The sequence below is a fragment of the Methylobacter sp. BBA5.1 genome (genome assembly GCF_000746145.1).
Lineage (GTDB): Bacteria > Pseudomonadota > Gammaproteobacteria > Methylococcales > Methylomonadaceae > Methylobacter > Methylobacter marinus.
Window position 1 is genome coordinate 1 of sequence record NZ_JQKS01000023.1, and the last position, 19,582, is coordinate 19,582.

Annotated in this window: 21 protein-coding genes and 1 pseudogene; 7 read left to right on the forward strand and 15 right to left on the reverse strand. The window is 56.8% G+C overall.

Annotation, left to right across the window (positions count from 1 at the left end; all coding sequences use genetic code 11):
• Positions 1-113: 113 nt before the first annotated feature.
• A complete protein-coding gene (locus tag EK22_RS14545; protein WP_027147222.1) occupies positions 114-332 on the reverse strand; it encodes an OadG family protein in 219 nt (72 codons plus the stop codon).
• Between the two features lie 90 nt (positions 333-422).
• Between EK22_RS14545 and EK22_RS14550 the strand changes: the two genes are divergently transcribed.
• Genes EK22_RS14550 through EK22_RS14565 form a run of 4 tightly spaced genes read left to right on the forward strand, consistent with a single transcriptional unit; the run spans position 423 to position 3,253 of the window.
• Complete coding sequence (locus EK22_RS14550) at positions 423-944, forward strand: O-acetyl-ADP-ribose deacetylase (protein WP_020159094.1); 522 nt, start codon at positions 423-425, stop codon at positions 942-944.
• Positions 934-1,329: a peptide-methionine (R)-S-oxide reductase MsrB gene (gene msrB, locus EK22_RS14555; protein WP_020159095.1), complete on the forward strand. Its 396-nt coding sequence runs from the start codon at positions 934-936 to the stop codon at positions 1,327-1,329. The genes EK22_RS14550 and msrB overlap by 11 nt, the downstream gene beginning before the upstream one ends.
• Positions 1,326-2,624: a M18 family aminopeptidase gene (locus tag EK22_RS14560; protein ID WP_020159096.1), complete on the forward strand. Its 1,299-nt coding sequence runs from the start codon at positions 1,326-1,328 to the stop codon at positions 2,622-2,624. Before msrB ends, EK22_RS14560 begins: the two co-directional genes overlap by 4 nt.
• A 2-nt stretch (positions 2,625-2,626) precedes the next feature.
• Positions 2,627-3,253 carry an alpha-ketoglutarate-dependent dioxygenase AlkB family protein gene (locus EK22_RS14565; RefSeq protein WP_020159097.1) on the forward strand — a complete coding sequence of 209 codons (627 nt, stop codon included), beginning with the start codon at positions 2,627-2,629 and terminating at the stop codon, positions 3,251-3,253.
• 287 nt (positions 3,254-3,540) lie between these two features.
• Here the strand turns inward: EK22_RS14565 and purD are convergent, their stop codons facing one another.
• From purD to cutA, 14 genes are all read right to left on the reverse strand, one after another.
• Positions 3,541-4,815 (reverse strand): phosphoribosylamine--glycine ligase, encoded by a 1,275-nt coding sequence (gene purD / locus EK22_RS14570; protein WP_020159098.1) that lies wholly within the window; start codon positions 4,813-4,815, stop codon positions 3,541-3,543.
• 87 nt (positions 4,816-4,902) lie between these two features.
• Positions 4,903-6,462, reverse strand: a complete 1,560-nt coding sequence (gene purH / locus EK22_RS14575) for a bifunctional phosphoribosylaminoimidazolecarboxamide formyltransferase/IMP cyclohydrolase (RefSeq protein ID WP_020159099.1) — start codon at positions 6,460-6,462, stop codon at positions 4,903-4,905.
• Between the two features lie 56 nt (positions 6,463-6,518).
• Positions 6,519-6,803 (reverse strand): helix-turn-helix domain-containing protein, encoded by a 285-nt coding sequence (locus EK22_RS14580; RefSeq protein ID WP_027147224.1) that lies wholly within the window; start codon positions 6,801-6,803, stop codon positions 6,519-6,521.
• A 1-nt stretch (position 6,804) separates the two neighbouring features.
• Positions 6,805-7,788: a tRNA dihydrouridine synthase DusB gene (gene dusB / locus EK22_RS14585; RefSeq protein ID WP_036252181.1), complete on the reverse strand. Its 984-nt coding sequence runs from the start codon at positions 7,786-7,788 to the stop codon at positions 6,805-6,807.
• A gap of 157 nt (positions 7,789-7,945) precedes the next feature.
• Positions 7,946-8,542: a hypothetical protein gene (locus EK22_RS14590; RefSeq protein WP_020159102.1), complete on the reverse strand. Its 597-nt coding sequence runs from the start codon at positions 8,540-8,542 to the stop codon at positions 7,946-7,948.
• 216 nt (positions 8,543-8,758) lie between these two features.
• Positions 8,759-9,952: a class I SAM-dependent rRNA methyltransferase gene (locus tag EK22_RS14595; RefSeq protein WP_036252183.1), complete on the reverse strand. Its 1,194-nt coding sequence runs from the start codon at positions 9,950-9,952 to the stop codon at positions 8,759-8,761.
• Positions 9,953-9,955: 3 nt separating this feature from the next.
• Positions 9,956-10,621 (reverse strand): zinc-ribbon and DUF3426 domain-containing protein, encoded by a 666-nt coding sequence (locus EK22_RS14600; RefSeq protein WP_156965594.1) that lies wholly within the window; start codon positions 10,619-10,621, stop codon positions 9,956-9,958.
• A gap of 5 nt (positions 10,622-10,626) precedes the next feature.
• Positions 10,627-11,505: a 50S ribosomal protein L11 methyltransferase gene (prmA, locus tag EK22_RS14605; RefSeq protein ID WP_036252185.1), complete on the reverse strand. Its 879-nt coding sequence runs from the start codon at positions 11,503-11,505 to the stop codon at positions 10,627-10,629.
• 68 nt (positions 11,506-11,573) lie between these two features.
• Positions 11,574-12,917, reverse strand: a complete 1,344-nt coding sequence (gene accC / locus EK22_RS14610) for an acetyl-CoA carboxylase biotin carboxylase subunit (protein WP_020159106.1) — start codon at positions 12,915-12,917, stop codon at positions 11,574-11,576.
• Between the two features lie 20 nt (positions 12,918-12,937).
• Positions 12,938-13,378 carry an acetyl-CoA carboxylase biotin carboxyl carrier protein gene (accB, locus tag EK22_RS14615; protein WP_036252187.1) on the reverse strand — a complete coding sequence of 147 codons (441 nt, stop codon included), beginning with the start codon at positions 13,376-13,378 and terminating at the stop codon, positions 12,938-12,940.
• Between the two features lie 4 nt (positions 13,379-13,382).
• Positions 13,383-13,829, reverse strand: coding sequence for a type II 3-dehydroquinate dehydratase (gene aroQ / locus EK22_RS14620; protein WP_036252190.1), 447 nt, complete (start codon positions 13,827-13,829; stop codon positions 13,383-13,385).
• 194 nt (positions 13,830-14,023) lie between these two features.
• Positions 14,024-14,551: a TlpA family protein disulfide reductase gene (locus EK22_RS14625; protein WP_020159109.1), complete on the reverse strand. Its 528-nt coding sequence runs from the start codon at positions 14,549-14,551 to the stop codon at positions 14,024-14,026.
• Complete coding sequence (locus tag EK22_RS14630; protein WP_036252192.1) at positions 14,548-16,797, reverse strand: protein-disulfide reductase DsbD; 2,250 nt, start codon at positions 16,795-16,797, stop codon at positions 14,548-14,550. The genes EK22_RS14625 and EK22_RS14630 overlap by 4 nt, the downstream gene beginning before the upstream one ends.
• Complete coding sequence (gene cutA, locus EK22_RS14635; protein ID WP_036252310.1) at positions 16,779-17,105, reverse strand: divalent-cation tolerance protein CutA; 327 nt, start codon at positions 17,103-17,105, stop codon at positions 16,779-16,781. Before cutA ends, EK22_RS14630 begins: the two co-directional genes overlap by 19 nt.
• A 388-nt stretch (positions 17,106-17,493) precedes the next feature.
• On the opposite strand from cutA, the pseudogene EK22_RS14640 reads away from it, so the two are divergent.
• The 3 genes and pseudogenes from EK22_RS14640 to EK22_RS14650 form a co-directional block, all read left to right on the forward strand.
• A pseudogene (locus tag EK22_RS14640) lies at positions 17,494-17,703 on the forward strand (hypothetical protein); the annotation flags it as partial.
• Positions 17,704-17,727: 24 nt separating this feature from the next.
• On the forward strand, positions 17,728-18,936 hold the full coding sequence (locus EK22_RS14645; RefSeq protein ID WP_036252196.1) for a sialidase family protein: 1,209 nt from the start codon (positions 17,728-17,730) through the stop codon (positions 18,934-18,936).
• A gap of 144 nt (positions 18,937-19,080) precedes the next feature.
• On the forward strand, positions 19,081-19,518 hold the full coding sequence (locus EK22_RS14650; RefSeq protein ID WP_020159114.1) for an FxsA family protein: 438 nt from the start codon (positions 19,081-19,083) through the stop codon (positions 19,516-19,518).
• Positions 19,519-19,582: the final 64 nt, after the last annotated feature.

Consider the following 19,582-nt stretch of genomic DNA (forward strand, 5'->3'; position numbering starts at 1 on the left):
TGAATCGAAGACCTTGTGGGTCGCTTGATCCGTTGAATAGAAATCGGTGCGCGCCGCCCGTCCCCCACGACGGCGGCTGGCGCGGGCGTTCCGGCGGCGCCGGACGCCGAGCGTTATTTAGGCCGGGTCCGGTATTGATGCACGGCCGCGGCAATCGCGGCGATCACGCCGGCGTCCATGCCCTTCCCGCCGGCCGGTGGCGCGTCCGGGAAATAGCGCTGCACCAGCGCCGACATCAGGTTGATGGCCAGCACCAGCATGGCCAGAAACAGGAAGACGAGGCCCATGCCGACCATCATTAGCTCTATCCCGCTTGTCATCAGTTCTGTCATGATCATTCTAAAATTTTTTAAACTCGGCATTGTATCATAGGCCTAAATCGGTACTAATCGAGTTTTGATCACTATGATAACGGCATGATAATGGCGAAAATCGAAATTATTGAGACTGATATCACAAAGCTGGCGGTCGATGCCATCGTCAATGCCGCCAATCGTTCGTTATTGGGCGGAGGCGGCGTCGACGGCGCGATCCATCGGGCGGCAGGCCCTGAACTGCTGGCCGAGTGCAAAACCCTGGGCGGCTGTGAGACGGGGCAGGCGAAAATAACCCGAGGCTATCGTCTGCAGGCGCGCTATGTGATTCATACGGTCGGGCCGGTCTGGTCCGGCGGCGAACAGGGCGAGCCGGCCTTGCTGGCTTCCTGTTATCGGGAATGCATGGCGCTGGCCAGGGCTCATGACATCAGGTCGATAGCTTTCCCGGCCATTTCCTGCGGCGTGTACCGCTTTCCGGTGTCGCTGGCGGCTGAAATTGCCATCAGGACCATCAGCGAGTGTTTAAAAGACGCTCATGATCCGCAAGAAGTCTATTTAGTCTGCTTTGGCGATGCGGTTTTGAAAGCGTACAATGAGCGGTTTTACCAATTGATGCATGACGGATAACATTATGAATGACGAACAATGGCGCGAAAAACTGACGCCCGAACAATTCAATATCTGCCGCCATAAAGCCACCGAAGCCCCTTTTACCGGAAAATATACCGACTGCAAGAAAGACGGCATTTATCATTGCGTGTGCTGCGGCAATCCCTTATTCGATTCCGAAACCAAATACAATTCAGGCTCGGGCTGGCCGAGTTTCTGGGATGTCATGTCCGAAGACAGCGTGGCCCGCCATACCGATCTCAGTCACGGCATGCGCCGCGTTGAAATAACCTGCAAAGCCTGCGGTGCGCATCTGGGCCATGTCTTCGAAGACGGCCCGCAGCCGACAGGCTTGCGTTACTGCATCAATTCCGCATCCTTAGACCTGAAAGAACGATCATGAGCGCGCAGGCACAGGTTCAGGACTTGCTGGCGTTTATCGATGCCAGTCCCAGCCCCTGGCAAGCCGTCAGCACTATGACGGTCAGGCTCGGGGCCGCAGGGTTTGCAAAACTCGATGAAACCGAAAAATGGATGCTGAAGCCCGGCGGGCGCTATTATGTCGTGCGCGGCGATTCCTCCATTATCGCGTTCGTGCACGGGCAAAAGCCGCTGGTCGAGACGGGCTTCAAAATCATCGGCGCCCACACCGACTCGCCAGGCCTGCGGATCAAGCCCAATGCCGCCGGTTGGGTCGACGGTCTGGTCAGGGTGGGCGTCGAAGTGTACGGCGGGCCGATACTGGCGACCTTTACCGACCGCGACCTGAGTCTGGCAGGGCGCCTGAGCTATAAGGATGAGCAGGGCCGGATCGCGAGCCGGCTGATCCGGTTCGAGCAGCCCCTGCTGCGTCTGCCCAACCTGGCGATCCACATGAACCGCGGCGTCAACGAGGACGGCCTGAAGCTGCACAAGCAGCTGGAGCTGCCGCTGATCCTGTCCGCGATTGCGCAAGAGCAGTTGCCGCAGCCGTATTTCCTGTCGTTGCTAGCGCAAGCGTCAGGCATCGAGGCCGAGCGTATCCTGTCCTGGGACCTGAATGTCTACGATACGCAGAAAGGCGTGATCTGGGGCGCGCAGCAGGAGTTTTATGCCGACAGCCAGCTCGACAATCTGGCTTCATGCCATGCCGGTTTATCGGCGCTGCTCGATGAAGCTGTGCTGCAGGCCGACAGCACCTTGGTCTGCGCCTTTTTCGATCACGAGGAAGTCGGCAGCGAAAGCCATAAAGGTGCGGACGGCAGCTTCCTGCCGGACGTGCTGCAGCGCATCGCATCAAACATTGACCGGGACGATTACCAGCGGGCCCTGGCGCGCAGCTTCATGATCAGCGCCGACATGGCGCACGCCTATCAGCCCAACTTCCCGAATGCTTATGACCCCGACCATAAAGTCATCGTCAACAAAGGGCCGGTGATCAAGGTTAACGCCAACCACCGCTACAGCACCGAGAGCGTTTCGGAGGCCATGTTCGCGGACTGGTGCGAACAGGTCGGCGTTGCGTACCAGAAATATTCGCACCGGACCGATCTGCCCTGCGGCAGCACGATAGGCCCGATGACCTCGGCGCGGCTGGGCATCCGTACGGTCGACGTCGGCAATCCGATGTGGGCCATGCACAGCATCCGGGAGAGCGCCGGCGTGTCCGACCATGACGCCATGATCCGCGTTATGCGGCGTTTTTTCCTCGATAATTGAAGATGGATGCCGGAGCCGATGCGTTGCACGATAATGTCGTTGGCTTCGGCGACAATCTGCTGCCGTTCGACGGCGGGCTGTACCTGATCCGCCAGTTCTATGCGCCGCCCGAGTCCGATCGGTTGTTCGCTGCGCTGATGACTGGGATGGCCTGGCAGGCGGAGGATATTTTCATCTTCGGCAGATGGGTCAAGGTGCCGCGTCTGATGTGCTGGTACGGCGATGCCGATGCGCATTACCGCTATTCGGGCGTCGACCATGCGCCGCTGCCCTGGACGGCCGAATTGCAGGCCATCAGAGAAAAGGTGGAGCGGCAGTGCCGGCAGCGCTTCAACAGCGTCCTGGCCAACCTGTACCGCGACGGGCGCGATTCGATGGGCTGTCATGCCGATAATGAAAAGGAACTGGGGCCCGATCCGGTCATTGCCTCGTTAAGCTTCGGCGATGAGCGCCTGTTCAGGCTGCATCATAAAAAACGCAAGAAGGTCTCGCTGGATATCATGCTGGGCCATGGCGATCTGCTGTTAATGGCCGGAGCTATGCAGCATCACTGGCTGCATGCGCTGCCGAAAACGAAGCAATTGAAAACGCCCCGGATTAACCTGACGTTTCGCAGAGTTGTTGCCTAACAATATGTGGGGGCGACTTTAGTCGCCCCCACAGGCTTATTACACAAGCTTTGTAGATACGCATCGCGTACCATTTTCAAGCCCAAAAGGTACGAGACTGTGAAAGTATTCAATTTAAAGGGTTTAACCACGAAGGACACGAAGAGCACGAAGTTTTAAGTATTTGATTAACTTAATTTTTTCTTCGTGTCCTTCGTGATCTTCGTGGTGAATAAGGCTTTTTATGACGTTTTTCACTAATTCTTTCACAGCCTCGTACGCAGTGCGTACCCTACTTCGAAATAACGCTACTTTATCGCCTTGAATCCGATATCGGTGCGGTAGTAGACATTGTCCCAATGAATAGCTCGCGTTAACTCATAGGCCTTGCTCTGCGCTTCCTGAATGTCGCGTCCCAAGGCGCAGGCGCATAATACGCGGCCGCCGGCCGTGACGATCTTGTCATCAAGCTGCTGCGTGCCGGCATGAAACACCTTGCGGTCCTCGCTTTCCTGCGCCGGCAAACCCGAGATCACGTCGCCTTTGCGGTAGGCGTCGGGGTAGCCGCCGGCCGCCAGCACGACGCCCAACGCCGCGCGCTCGTCCCAGTCCGTGTCGATCTTGTCCAGTTCGCCGGCCAGGGCCGCCTCGCACAACACCACCAGATCGCTTTTCAGACGCATCATGATCGGCTGCGTTTCAGGATCGCCGAAGCGGCAATTGTATTCCAGCACTTTGACGGAACCATCCGGAGCGATCATGAGGCCGGCGTACAGGAAACCGGTATAGGCATGTCCGTCGGCGGCCATGCCTCTCAAGGTCGGCTCGATGACTTCGCGCATGACGCGCGCATGAATTTCGGGCGTCACGACCGGAGCCGGCGAGTAAGCGCCCATGCCGCCGGTATTGGGGCCATTGTCGCCGTTGTCGCGGGCCTTGTGGTCCTGGGAAGTCGCCATCGGCAGTGCGTGCTTGCCGTCGGCGATGACGATGAAGCTGGCTTCCTCGCCGGCCAGAAATTCTTCGATGACCACGCGGTGGCCGGCCTCGCCGAAGACATTGCCGGACAGCATATCTTCAACGGCCGCGTTCGCTTCCTCCACGGTCTGAGCGACGATGACGCCCTTGCCGGCGGCCAGGCCGTCAGCCTTGACCACGATGGGCGCATCTTTTTGCTGAATATAGGCCAGCGCCTGTGCTTTGTCGGTAAAGGTCTGGTATTCGGCCGTCGGGATGCGATGACGGGCCATGAAATCCTTGCAGAAGGATTTGGAGCCTTCCAGTTGCGCGGCTCTGGCGGTAGGGCCGAAGCATTTCAGGCCGGCGGCTTGGAAACGGTCGACGATGCCGGCCACGAGCGGCACTTCCGGACCGATGATAGTCAGCCCGACCGCTTCTTTTTGGGCGAAAGCAAGCAGGGCGACGATATCGTCGACGGCAATCGCCACGTTCTCGATGCCCGGTTCCAGTGCCGTGCCGGCATTGCCCGGCGCGACAAAAACTTGCTCGACTTTGCTCGACTGCTTGGCTTTCCAGGCCAGCGCGTGTTCTCGGCCGCCACTGCCGACGATCAGTATCTTCATGGTGATTCTCGTATGTTTTGTGGGGGCGACTTCAGTCGCCAGTGTTTTAAAGGGCGGCTGAAGCCGCCCCCACAGTCTGTTTCTTAATTAATGCCTGAAATGGCGCATGCCGGTAAAGACCATGGCGATGTCGTGTTCATCGGCCGCCTCGATGACTTCCCCGTCGCGCATTGAGCCGCCGGGATGGATGATGGCGGTGATGCCGGCTTCGGCGGCCGCATCGACAGTGTCGCGGAACGGGAAGAAGGCATCGGACGCCATGACCGAGCCGGACACGACCAGTCCTTCATCGGCGGCCTTGATGCCGGCGATTCGGGCCGAATAAACGCGGCTCATTTGCCCTGCGCCGACGCCGATGGTGCGGCCGTTCTTGCAGTAGACGATGGCGTTGGATTTGACGAATTTGGCGACTTTCCAGGCGAACAGCAGGTCAGCCAGTTCCTGTTCCGTCGGCGCGCGTTTGCTGACGACTTTCAGGTCGGCGGCAGCGATTTTGCCGAGATCCTTGTCCTGGACCAGGAGACCGCCGGCCACGCGTTTGAAATCCAGCACGGTTTCGTCCGTGCCGGCCCAGTTGCCGCATTCCAGGGCGCGCACGTTTGCTTTTGCGGAAATTACGGCCTGGGCATCGGCGCTGATGGACGGCGCGATGATGACTTCGACGAACTGGCGTTTGATGATTTCGGCCGCGGTTTCTTTATCAAGGTCGCGGTTGAACGCGATAATGCCGCCAAAGGCCGAGGTCGGGTCGGTGGCGTGGGCCAGATCGTAGGCGGCCAGCAGCGTGTCGGCTTCGGCAACGCCGCAGGGGTTGGCGTGCTTGACGATCACGCAGGCCGGCTTGTCGGTGAAGGACTTGACGCATTCCAGCGCCGCGTCGGTATCGGCAATGTTGTTGTAGGACAGTTCCTTGCCCTGCAGCTGTTTCGCAGCGGAGATCGTGCCCGAAGCCGGCGCTTTTTCGCGATAGAAAGCGGCCTGCTGATGCGGATTTTCGCCGTAACGCATGGCCTGGCTTTTGTAAAACTGCAGGTTCAGTGTTTCCGGAAAACGCTCGCCGGTCAGATTGCCCAGATAGGTCGAAATGGCTGTATCGTAGCGGGCCGTATGTTCGAAGCTTTTCAGGGCCAGGCTGAAGCGGGTCTTGGCGGACAGGCTGCTGTCGGTGTTTTTCAGTTCGGCTATGATGCCGGCATAATCGGCCGGATTGACGACGACGGCAACGTCGGCATGATTCTTGGCGGCCGCGCGGATCATAGTCGGGCCGCCGATATCGATGTTTTCGATCGCGGTGTCAAAATTGCAGTCCGGCCGGGCGATGGTCTGCTCGAACGGATACAGGTTGACGACCACCATGTCGATCGGCTTGATGCCGTTCTCGGCCATGACCGCATCGTCCACGCCGCGACGGCCCAGAATGCCGCCATGCACTTTCGGGTGCAGGGTTTTGACGCGGCCGTCCATCATTTCCGGAAAGCCCGTGTAGTCGGAGACTTCCGTGGCGGGAATCCGGTTATCGGCCAGGGTTTTGGCCGTGCCGCCGGTGGACAGGATTTCTACGCCCAACTGGCTCAGTTCCCGGCAGAAATCGACAATACCGGATTTATCCGAGACACTGATTAAGGCGCGGGTGATTTTTTTGTTCATGCGGACCTCTGATGCAAGGTAAGTTAGATAAATTTAAAATGGCTGGGCAGCGAGGCTCAGGATAGTCCGTATTGGTCCAGTTTTTTACGTAGGGTACTGCGGCTTAGGCCTAACGCTTTGGCGGTTTTGGTCTGATTATGGCCTGAATGCTCCAGAGCCGCTTCCAGCAGGGGTCTTTCGACTTCGCTGATGACCATGGCGTGCAGGCCGACCGCGTCATGACCGTTCAATTGCGATAAATAGATCTCTACTGCTTTCTTGACATAAGCGGACAGAGGGATAGAGGCATTTTTTGTGCTATCTAAATCAATGATTTCAGCGCTTTTTTGAGATGCTTTCATATTATGCAGCATGATCGATTGTTAAAAGATTAAAAGCCGAATTAATCAGCGCTAGTTGTTGCGACGGTACTTGAGCCCGGTTGATCTTGTCTTGTAGGGACGGGGGCATCGTTCCGAGCTGCTTGAAGTACCAGCCGATGTGTTTCCGCGCTATTCTAACACCGCTTACATTGCCATAGAAACCGTATAGCTGTTCCAAATGCGCCAGCAGTGTTTCGTGTACGTCGGCAAGCGACGGTCTTTCAAGGAATTTTCCGTTTTTTAGAAAACAATCGATCTGATTGAACAGCCACGGGTTGCCTTGAGCGGCCCGGCCGATCATCAGGGCATCGGCGCCGGTCGAGCGCAGAACCGATGCGGCTTTTTCAGGGCTGTCGATATCGCCGTTGGCGATCACCGGGATGCCGATCGATTGCTTAACTTTTTTGACGGTTTCATGTTCGGCCTGACCGTTGAATTTACAGGCCCGGGTCCGTCCGTGCACGGTCAGGGCTGAGATACCGGCGTTTTCCGCTATTTTTGCGATTTCGACCGCATTGCGGCTGTATAAATCCCAACCGGTGCGGATTTTCAGCGTCACCGGCACATCGACCGCGCCGACGACCGCATCAAGAATTTTTCCGACTAGGGCTTCATCGCGCAGCAATGCCGAGCCCGCCGCCACCGAGCAGACTTTTTTAGCCGGGCAGCCCATGTTGATGTCGATGATCTGGGCGCCGCGCGCCACGTTTATTTTCGCGGCCTCGGCCATTTGTCGGGGATCGGTGCCGAGTATCTGCACCGCACGGATGCCCGTATCGCCGCTGTGGTCGGTTTTCAGCAAGGTCCGTTTATGCTGGCTCAGCGCCGGATTGGAAGCGACCATCTCCGATACGGTCAGCGCGGCGCCGTGCCGGCGGCACAGTTCCCTGAACGGGCGGTCGCTGATGCCGGCCATGGGCGCGAGTATCAGTTTATTGGCAAGTTGATAGGGACCGATTTGCATGAGCTGCCACGTGTACAAAAAAGGGCGCCTATCATAACCTAAAAACCGCCCGGAGGGGCATGGCAATGAGTTTTTTTAATGAAAATTCAGCGACGGGACGCGGCGCCATGGGAAGAGCACGAAGAAAAATCCAGGCTTCGTGCTCCTGGGGCAAAAATTACTTAATACTGGAACTGGCCGCGAGCGTGTTATCGAGGTTTCCTTCCGATTGGGACTGGTCGTCGACAGGCAAGTCGCTGGCATCATTCCAGATCGGGTTGTCGCGGTCTTCCTTGTCCAGTTTGCTGAGATCTTCCGGGTATAAATGCCAGAATGATTTATCGATCATGGCATTTTTATAGCTTTCTTTTTTCTCGTGCGTGAACGGACACCACCAGTTCTCGACGATCTTGACCATATAGGCATGCCATTCGAACAGTGCCACGCTATAAGGACAATACCAGGTGCAGTTCAAGATCCAGAACAGCTTGGATTGCGCCATGCTGGCCTTGAAAGTGGGCTTCATCGTGATCTGGCTTTTCAGGTCATAACGGTGGCTGGCGCGGTCGGGAATGAAATCGGAATAGGTTTTGATGTTTTTGCCGCCGACCATGCGCAAATGATAGTAAGTCAGATAGGCGCTGATGAAGACGAATGGAAAAGTCAGGATAGGCAGATAGATTAAAATCATGCCGATGCCGCGCTGCAGAACAGGGATTTTTCGGTGGTTTTTGGCGATTTCAACGCGGCTGGCGCAGGATTCACAGGCTTTCATTTTTTTGTGTCCTCTTTATTATTAAGCTGAGTGGTGGAGGTTGTTGTTGTCAGTTTTTCTTTATTGACGAGCTGATAAATACTCAGGCAGCCCGTGCAGCAAAAGTGCAGTCTAGCCGTTGGCGTATTCAGGACATAGTCCTGAATTTCCACCGGTTGACCGCAAAGGGGGCAATATTCTTTAGTTTCTGGCCGGGTCATACAAAAAACCTCAATACTACAGGCTTGAGGATACCGAACAAAAGAATGTTTTTAAATACTCTGTTTCAGGCGCGGCCGGATCGATTGGATGATCAGGTCCCTGGCCGCCGCCGGCGATAAAGACCAGGTGGCGGTCGATGTGGCGGCCCGATGAGCGCAGAATTTCCTGCAGATTGTCGCGGCTCAGGTGATGCGAGCAGGAGGCCGAGACCAGGATGCCGTTCTTGCTCAAGACCTGCAGGGCCAGGTGATTCAGGCGCCGGTAGGCTTCGTAGCCTTGCTTGAAGTCCTTTTTGCGCTTGATCAGGGCCGGCGGGTCCAGCACGACGATGTCGTAAAGCTGGTTGTCCTGGCGGGCCTGCTTCAGGAATTCAAACACATCGCTGCGGATAAAGTGCATGCGCTCTTCGACCCGGTTGAGCCCGGCGTTTTCCCGAGCCAGCGCCAGCGCGCCCTCCGAGGCGTCAACGCAGGTGACTTCGCCGGCGCCGGCCATGGCGGCCGGAACGCCCCAGGCGCCGGTATAGGAAAACAGATCCAGTACGCGCCGGTTTTTCGCCATGCCGGCCAGCAGGGCGCGGCTGCAGCGATGATCGTAAAACCAGCCGGTCTTCTGGCCGTCCAGAATGTCGACTTTGAACTGGGCGCCGTTTTCCTCGATGATCAGGCGTTCAGGCAGCTTGCCGTAGGCGATTTCCGATTCCAGGCTCAGGCCTTCCAGTTGCCGCTGGCTGTTGTCGTTCTTCAGAACAATCGCTTCAGGATTCAGCAGTTCAATCAGCGCCGAAAATAAAAATTCCTTGCGCCGGTCGATGCCGGCCGTGGTGATCTGCACCGACAGGACGGGTCCGAAACGGTCGATCACCAAGCCCGGCAGGCCGTCGCTTTCGCCGAAGACCAGCCGGTAGTAGGGCCGGTCGAAAAGTTTTTCCCGCAGGGCCAACGCGGTAGTCAAGCGTTCCTTGAAGAAATTGGCGCCGCATTTGACGGACTTTCTCGACAGCAGGCGCGCGCAGATCAGCGCCCTCGGATTGATGTAAGCCGTGCCCAGCGCCTTGCCGTCGTCGTTTGTGACCTGGACCAGATCGCCCGGCGCGAACTGCTCGAGCGGCGTGCGCCGGATGTCGATTTCATTGCTGAAAACCCACAAATGCCCTTTGCGCAGGCGTTTGTCTTCGTTTTTCTTTAAATAAATTTCCGGATGGGACATAGCTTATATGAGTTTAAACGTATAACCGCCAATTTTGCTGGCGGGGCGCGCGATAGTCAGGCGTATTTCCGTTACGGCGTCAGGCGCCATGGCGGTTACGCCGGCGGCTTCAGGCAAATAATCCTGTGGTTTAAATACCCTTTGCGCGAAAGGTTTTTCATTATAATCCAATAACGTCAATTTAATAGTCGGATAGGCCTGGGAAAAACTGGCCTGGTTGACGATGATGGCCCGGAAGGCGTAATTGTGATCCGGCTGTAAGGTAAACGAGCCTTCCAATACGCTGAACTCGTCGAGGTTTTTATAGACGGGCAGCCGGCAGTTCAGGTAACGGCAGAATTTTTCCAGACCGGGCCGGACGTCCGGATTCTGGCTGAAGGCATAGCCTTCAAAATAGACGATCTGCGCGGTCAGCAGCAGCAGGCCGATGATCAGGCCGACATGCCAGTAGGCGCGGCCCGTTTTCTTTTCCGGCTCCCAGGGCAGACGCTCGGGGGGGGCTTTCTGCTCCGCCTGCTTGCCGGTAACGGCCGGCTTCGACTCGCTGATAAACTCCAGCACATCAAACAAGGACGAGCAATGAGTGCAACGCATCATGCCCCGGTCGGAGCGCAATTGCGCCAGCGTCAGCTTGTGAACGGTCTGGCAATCGGGGCAGAGGGTGTACATGGCTTTCAATGCTTGATGCCTTGCAGCCGGATCCAGTCCTCCTGTTGTGTGGGAGGATCGAAGTCGATATAGGGCTGGTAGGCCTGCATGACCGACTCGGCCTGTTCCTGAAGGATGCCCGACAGGATCAGCTGGCCGCCCGGCTTGACCAGAGCGGCTATCTGTCCGGCCATGTCGATGAGCGGCTTGGCCAGGATATTCGCCAGCACGATGTCGGCCTGAAAGGGCGCGAACTGTTCGGGGAGATAGCTGTGGATTTTGTGCTGGACCTTGTTTTTCAGGGCATTGTCCTGGGTGGCGGTGATCGCCTGCGGATCGATGTCGACGGCATGCGCTTCACTAGCGCCCAGCAGGATCGCGGCAACGGCCAGGATGCCCGAGCCGCAGCCGTAATCGATGATGGTTTTGCCGGTCAGATCATGGCTGGCCAGCCATTCCAGGCACAGTGCCGTGGTCGGATGCGTGCCGGTGCCGAAGGCCAGGCCCGGGTCCAGCGTCAGGCAGACCGTGCCGGGCTCGTGCTGTTCCTGACCGGTCGGGCAGACCCAGAGCCTGTCGGCGAACTTCATCGGATGATAATAGTCCATCCAGGCGCGCTCCCACGGCTGGTCGGCAATTTCCTCGGCATGCCAGCTGTGCAGTTGTTCGGGCGGAAACTGCTTGTAGACCTGGTCTTTGACCAACTCCGGGTCCGCGTCGAGCTCATAGAGCGCAATGACCTGAGTGTTGCTCCATATTTTCGTTTCGCCGATCGCGGGTTCGTAAACCGGCTCGTCTTCGGCATCCATGTAAGTGACGGAAACCGCGCCGAGATCGCTGAACAAATCGGCAAGTTCGGGGGCGGTGTTTTCGTTGGTGATGACGGAGATTTGATGCCAGGCCATAAAAAAATCGGACTTGTGTAACGAGAAAAAACACAGGGCGGCTTGGCCGCCCTGTCATTCAGCCGGGCTTAATAAATACCCAGTTTCTTTTCCAGATAATGGATGTTCTGGCCGCCGGCCGCGAAAGCGCTGTCAGTCATGATATCGTGCTGCAGCGGGATGTTGGTCTTGATGCCTTCAATGATGATCTCGCTTAACGCGGTGTTCATGCGCGCGATGGCGCTTTTGCGGTCTTCGCCGTGCGCGATCAGCTTGCCGATCATGGAGTCATAATACGGCGGCACCTTGTAACCGTTGTAAATATGCGTTTCGCAGCGGATGCCGGGACCGCCCGGCATGTGGAACTGCTCGATCGTGCCGGGGCTGGGCATGAAGGTTTTCGGATCTTCCGCATTCAAGCGGCACTCGATGGCATGGCCCTGGATTTTGACCTGGTCCTGCGTGATCGACAGCGGCTCGCCGGCGGCGATGCGCAGTTGTTCCTTGACGATATCGAAGCCCGTGACCATTTCCGTGACCGGATGCTCGACCTGTACGCGGGTGTTCATTTCGATGAAGTAAAACTCGCCTTTCTCATACAGGAACTCGAAGGTGCCGGCGCCCAGATAGCCGATATCGACGCAGGCTTTGGCGCAGCGCTCGCCGATGAACCGGCGCTGTTCCTCGGTGATGCCGGGGGCCGGCGCTTCCTCGACGACTTTCTGGTGGCGGCGCTGCATGGAGCAGTCGCGCTCGCCCAGATGGATGGCGTTGCCGTGCGCGTCGGCCATGACCTGGAACTCGATGTGGCGCGGGTCCTCGAGGAATTTCTCCATGTACACGGTCGCATTGCCGAAGGCGGTGCTGGCCTCGGCCTTGGTCATGGCGATCGCGTTCAGCAGGGCCGCTTCGGTATGTACCGTGCGCATGCCGCGGCCGCCACCGCCGCCGGCGGCCTTGATGATGACCGGATAGCCGATTTCCTGAGCCAGTTTCAGGTTCTTTTTGGCATCATCGGTCAGCGGCTCGCCATTGCCGGGCACGCAGGGAATGCCGGCTTTCAGCATGGCATTTTTGGCGGAAATTTTGTCGCCCATCAGGCGGATGGTATCGGCGTTGGGGCCGATGAACACGAAGCCGCTTTGCTTTACTTTTTCCGAAAAATCGGCGTTTTCGGCGAGAAAACCGTAGCCCGGATGAATGGCTTCGGCATCGGTCACTTCGGCGGCGCTGATGATGGCCGGAATGTTCAGGTAGCTGTCCACGGAAGCGGCCGGGCCAATGCAGACGGATTCATCGGCCAAGCGCACGTGTTTCAAATTGCGGTCCGCCTCGGAATGGACGGCCACCACCTTAACGCCTAATTCTCTGCATGCGCGCAGAATGCGCAGTGCGATTTCGCCGCGATTGGCGATCACTATTTTATCGAACATGAGTTTCCCGCTTTTTTGTATTATTCAATGATGAATAAGGGTTGACCGTATTCGACAGGTTGGGCGTTTTCAACCAGTATTTTAGTGATGACGCCACTTTTATCGGCTTCAATCTGATTCAGGATTTTCATTGCCTCGATGATGCACAGCGTGTCGCCGACTTGCACGGATTGGCCGACATCGGTAAAGGCTTTCGAGCCGGGCGAGGCCGAACGATAAAACGTGCCGACCATGGGCGATTTAACGACGTGGCCGGTAATTTTTTCTTCCGCGGGTGCCGCTGCCGATACAGCGGCCGGCGCCGGAGTCGGTGCCGCGGGGGCGGGGGCATACGCTACCTGCGCGGGCGGCGCGGAATAACGGCTGATGCGGATGCATTCTTCCCCTTCCTTGATTTCCAGTTCGGCAATTTCGGATTCTTCAATGATCTCGATGAGTTTTTTTATTTTTCTAATATCCATTACTTTATAGTCTCTCGTCTAGTATTTGATGTGCGGCCGTTAAGGCCAATTCATACCCTGTTGCTCCCAATCCGCAGATAACGCCCTTGGCAATGTCCGAGAAATAGGAATGTTTTCTAAAAGACTCCCGTGCGTGCACATTGGATAAATGTACTTCTATAAACGGGATTCTGGTCGCCAGCAAGGCATCGCGAATGGCGACGCTGGTATGCGTGAAGGCTGCTGGATTAATAATGATGAAATCGACGTGGTCGGCATAGGCTTGATGAATCAATTCCACGATTTCGTGTTCGGCATTGTTTTGATGAAAATCCAGCTGATGGCCCAGGTCGGCCGCAGTCTTTTCAAGCGAATTCTGTATGTCGGCGAGTGTCTTGTTTCCGTAATGGCCGGGTTCTCGGATGCCCAACAAGTTTAAATTGGGTCCATTTAATACGGTAATATTGGCCATTAAAGTATTTTTTTCAGTCGGGTTAAAAGGGCTTAATGAACCCCTAATTTTGCCTAATTTGTATGGGTTTGTCTAGGTATTCCGTTTTTCGGTACAGTTAGCGACAAAAAACGCGGATTTTGCCGTTATTACTTTCATTATCGGTCATTTTCCTGGCGAAAGCAGGCTCCGGAAACAGGCTGCGGTTGTCAGGTTTAATCTAGCAGCGGTGTAATTATTTCCAGTATCCGGTCCCTGGAAAATTCCCCGGGCTGGCGATGAATAATCCGGCCTTCACGATCGACGACGACCGTAAACGGAACGGCATTGATGACATTGCCCATTTGCTGGGACAGGGCGATGGCGTCATCGCCGCCAATCAATATTGGATAATTGATCGCAATCGATTGGAGATACTCGTCGACCGGTTCGCGCTCCTCGATGGCAATACCAACAAATTGTAGACCTTTATCGCCATATTGCTTCTGCAGCGTGATAAATTCAGGGATTTCCTCGCGGCAGGGCGGACACCAGGTGGCCCAGAAATTAAGGACCAGGATCTTGCCCCGCCACTCGCCGCCACGGCGCACCTTTCCTGAAGCATCGGGAAAGCTGAAATCAGGCAAAGGCGCGGATGCGGACGGGCTGTCTTGCGCGGCGGGCGAAGATAGGAAATGCCGGACGGCAATGCCGCCGCCCAGCGCCAAAACGGCGGCGATGATAATGATAAAGGCAGGTCTCATGATTGAATCCGGGTCAATGTCTTAAGGAACGTATCGGCATCCTGATAGCCGATGACGCGCAAGGCGGCCTGTTCCTGGCCGTCCGTGTCGAAGAACAGCACGCCGGGCGGCCCGATCAGGTTGAATCTCGCCAGCAGCGCCTTGTCGTCATTGGAGTTTTGGGTGACGTCGGCCTGCAGCACGACAAAATTGGCTAGCACCTGTTTGACTCTGGAATCGGTAAAGGTATAGGCCTCCATTTCCTTGCACGAGGTACACCAGTCGGCGTAAAAATCCAGCATGACCGGTTGATTGTTGGCCTGGGCCTGGCGGATTCTGGCGTCCAGTTCCGTCACCGAAGCCACACGCTCAAAGGCAATGCCCTGCGTCGTCGCGGCTTGCAGGGAGCCCATGCCCAGGCCGTTCAGCGGTTTTAACGGATTGGTATTACCGATGCTGAAGCCGATCAGTACCAGCACGCCATAAGAGAGCATGATCAGACCCACGCCTTTCCAGAGCTTGCGCCAGCCGGTCGCGTGTTCGGGCAACGGGTCGATCGCGCTCAGATAAATGGCCGGGATAATCAGCAGCATGGCCCAGAGCAGCATGGTGACCGGCGCCGGTAAAATGCGGTCCAGCATCCAGACCGCGACGGCCAGCATGATGACGCCGAATACGGCTTTCGTGGAATTCAGCCAGCCGCCGGCTTTCGGCAGCAGCTTGCCGGCCGAGGCGCCCAGCAGCAACAGCGGCACGCCCATGCCCAGGCCCATGGTGAACAAGGCGCTGCCGCCCAGCACGGCGTCGCCGGTCTGGCCGATATAGATCAACGCGCCGGCCAGCGGCGCGGCCACGCACGGGCCTACGATCAGCGATGACAGCGAGCCCATGATGGCCGCCCCCCATAATGAGCCGTCGCGATGTTTTTCGCTGGAGTTGTGCAGTTTGGCCTGCAGCGACTTCGGCATTTCCAGATGGTAAAAATCGAACATCGACAGTGACAGCAGTACGAATACGGCACTGAACAAAGCGATGATCCAGGGTTGCTGGAAGGTGGTTTGCAGATTGCTGCCGAACAGGGCCGCCAGGATGCCGAAGACCGTATAGGTCACGGCCGAGGCGACGACATAACTGAGCGACAGCAGGAAGGCCCGGGCGGTCGTGATGCGGTTGCCGTGACCCACGATGATGCCCGACAGGATCGGAATCATCGGGAACACGCAGGGCGTGAACGACAGCAGCAGGCCGAAGCCGAAAAAGCTCAGCAGTGTCATCCACAGGGTATCCTGCTGTAGCGATTGCACGATACGGTCCTGTTCGGACAGCTCAGGAGACGCTGCGGCGTTACCGGCCGACGGGATGCTTTTGACGAGCGCGGCATCTTGCGGCGATGCCGGCAGGTCAAGGCTGATTTCCTGGGTCATGGGCGGATAGCACACGCCGCGGTCCGCGCAGCCCTGGTATTTGGCCCGCAGGGTAATGGTTTGCGCTGCCGGGTTTGAGCGAAGCAGGGGCAGGTCAAAGCCCAGTTCGTTATGGAACGTTTCCACCTGGCCGAAGGCTTCGTCATATTTGGGCATGCCTCTGGGTATGTCGTAAGCGCCAAGCTGGGCGCCGGCCGCGTCGATCAGTTCAAGCTGGATTTTTTCCCGGTAAAGATAATAGCCGTCCGCGATCCGCCAATCGGCCCGCAGCGTCCGGGCGTCTTTTACCGACGCCAGAAACTGGAACGCCTGATCCGGCGGCAATAAGTCGTCTTCGGATAGATTCAAGGTGATGCCGCGATTGCTCTTGACCAGTTGCTGTATCGGGTTGGCTTGAACGGCCGGCGCTGCCGCGGGCAGCGTGATGTCCAGCACGGTTGTTTGCGGCGGATAGCAAATGCCTTGATCGGCGCAGCCTTGATACCGCACCCGCAGTTGAAGGGATGAGGCGCCGTCGCCGACCGTCAAAGGTACCGGGATGGTCAAGGCGTGCCGGTAAATGACCATTTCGCCGAAGAATTCGTCATGCTTGATTTCGCCGTCCGGTAAAGCGGGCGGCGCCGTCCGGATGGCCTCGGTCCTGGACTCGAAACGCATCTTGTCGCGATACAGGTAATAGCCTTCGGCGATATCCCATGAAACTTCAAGCCGGTCGGCGGCAGTGGCCCGGCCGGAAATCCTGAAGGCTTGCTCGGGCGGTAAAAGTTCGTCATTGCCCAGCGCAAAAACGGGCAGATGAGCCAGTGATAAAAAGCAGAAAAAAATTATTTTGAAGATAGGCATGAGTCAATCCAATGCAGGTATTCAGGTAAGCCGGCTTCAACAGGGACGGCTATGATTTCAGGAACGTCGTAGGGATGGTTGTCGCGTATTGCGGCTTCAAGCGCCTGATAGCGATCTTTACTCGATTTGATCAGCAGCAGATGCTCCTGCGCTGACTCAACTTGCCCCTGCCAGGTATAGACAGACAGGATGCCGGGCAAAATGTTCACACAAGCGGCTAATTGACCGGTCACCAGCAGGCGGGCGATTTTGTCGGCCGTGTCTCTGTCAGGGCACGTGCACAGGATTAGTTGATGATGAGTCGGCATGTTGGCGAATTGCTCCACTGAATCCAATTAATATCTAAAAATTAAAGCGTGTTCGTATTGTATACGATCGACCCTTCCTAAACCTATTCCGAACATTTTGTTGCCGCGCCGTCATAATTTTAAAACGTTTATCCCTGCTTTCAACGCTGTGAATGAGTTTGTTCAGGCCAGCCGAAAAGCGCTAACAAGCGGGCATATACCCCGAACTTCCGCGGCAAATAACACAGTTTTTTAATAGGTTTTTGGAAAAACATAAAAATTACTTGTTTGTTTTCAATGCCTAGCGTTCATGGTATGGCGATTGCTACCGTTCTGAAAACAATGTGCCTGAACACGGGCAGCCTGTGGGTCAAGTACTAATTTAAAGGTGTCGAGGCGGTTGGCGAGTCAATTGCCGGGCTTTGTGCGCCTGGATGCGATGGCGGCCTATAAATGGGCGCTAGGGGAATCTCGCGTTACGGCCCAGGTCAATATCCGCAATCTTCTGGACAAGCAATATTATGAATCCACCGATCCCGATGCCAATGTCTCGCCGCGCGTCGGTGTCTATCCGGGCGCGCCGCTGATGGCGTTCGGCTCGGTGCGTGTGGAATATTAGACACATCTTTTTTGGAGAGAACACATGAACAGATTGATCGCCAAGAAAGCCGCGGCAGTGTTGCTGCTGTTCCGGCTGGTTTTTCCATCGGCAATGGCGGCGGAGCTTTCCGTGCGGGAGCTGTCGCTGCCTACGGTTGCGCTTAACCAGCAGCATCATCTGGCGCAAATGCAGGACGGCCGGCTGATCGTCAGCTGGGTGGAAACCTTCGGTCTCAGGAACGATATCCGCTTCGCGACTTATGCCCATGGCCGCTGGTCGCCGGCGCAAACGGTCGTCAGCATTGACGACAAATTGGCCGCTGCGCCGGTTGTGCTGGGTTTGAGCGACGGCACGCTGGCTACGGCCTGGATGGCAGCCGTGCACGATAGCGAGAACCCTTTCGCCGCCGATATTTATCTGGCCAGATCCAGCGATGGCGGCCGGACCTGGAGCGCGCCACTCAAGCCGTACCTTGATCCGGCCCGCATCTATGATGCTCAGATGTCGCTGGCGCCCTTGCCTGACGCCGGCCTGGCGCTGGTGTGGACCGATGGCCGGCATGTCGGGCAGGCGCCCGAGAACCATTCGGACAGTCGCTTCCAGCTCATGGCCACCGTGCTCGACAAGCACTGGCGGCCAGGGCCTGAATTTCTGCTCGATAACGATGTCTGCTCCTGTTGCAGCAGTTACACCGATGCGCGCGGCAATGAACTGATCACCGTTTATCGCGATCACCTGGAGGGTGATGTCCGCGACATTGGCGCCGTGCGCTGGAACCGCGGCGGCAATTCGCGTTGGCAGCCCGTGCATGACGATCACTGGATCCTCAATGGCTGTCCCAGCAACGGCCCGGCCATCGATTTAGCGGACAAGGGTGGTGTGGCGGCCTGGTTTACGGCCGCCGATGGTAACGGCCGCGTGAAAGTGAGTTTTATGCAGGACCCGGCCGCCGGCTTTCAGGCGCCCATCGACATCGACGATCAGGCGATCGGTCATGCCAGTGTCCTGCTGCTCGACGACGGCTCGGCAATGATAAGCTGGCGGCACAATGCCGGTCCTGAGGAGGAGTTGTGGCTGGCACGCGTCATGCCTGACGGCCGGATAATGGACAGGACGCTGGTCTATCGGGGCGGTTTTCCCCGCTGGCCCAGCCGGCATGTGGATATGGCACGCATAGGCAATGACGTCTTCGTGGCTTGGATGGACCCCGTCCAGAAGAAAGTCCGGCTGGCGGCCGTGGCGCTGGAATAAGCCGGCGGAGCCAGTGCTTCCGCACCGCATTTTTCCAGGCTGTCAAACACGGCATTGCCGGATGGCGTGTCGAGATTATTCTAGAAATTAAGGATCATTGCCCTTATATTGTATGGTCAATGATTGTATTTCAAGAGTGTTTAGATGAAAGTATTCCGGATTTTATTGCTGTTTTTTCTGGTCGTGCCTTTTGTGGAAATTTATTTGCTGCTGCAGGTAGGCGGCATCATCGGCGCTGCCCCGACCATTTTTCTCGTGGTTCTGACGGCCGTAATAGGCGCCTGGTTATTGAGACAACAAGGTCTGGCCACGCTGCAGCGGTTTCAGGCCAGTCTGGCGCAAGGCGTGCTTCCGGCCTATGAAATGGTTGAAGGCCCGATACTGCTGGTCGGCGGCGCCTTGTTGCTGACCCCGGGCTTTGTTACCGACATCATGGGCTTCGCCTGCCTGATTCCGCAACTGCGCCGGAAAATCGCCCGATATGTGATTGAAAAACACCTGATCCAGACGGGCGGTCCTTTTCAGCCGGCCCAACCCGCTAATAAGGATGTGCTGGAGGGTGAATATCGTAAGGAGGATTAAGGAACGTGAATTTTATAACTCCCGCAACTGACTTGTCTTTCTGTCCCTCTTCGGCGTTGCGCAA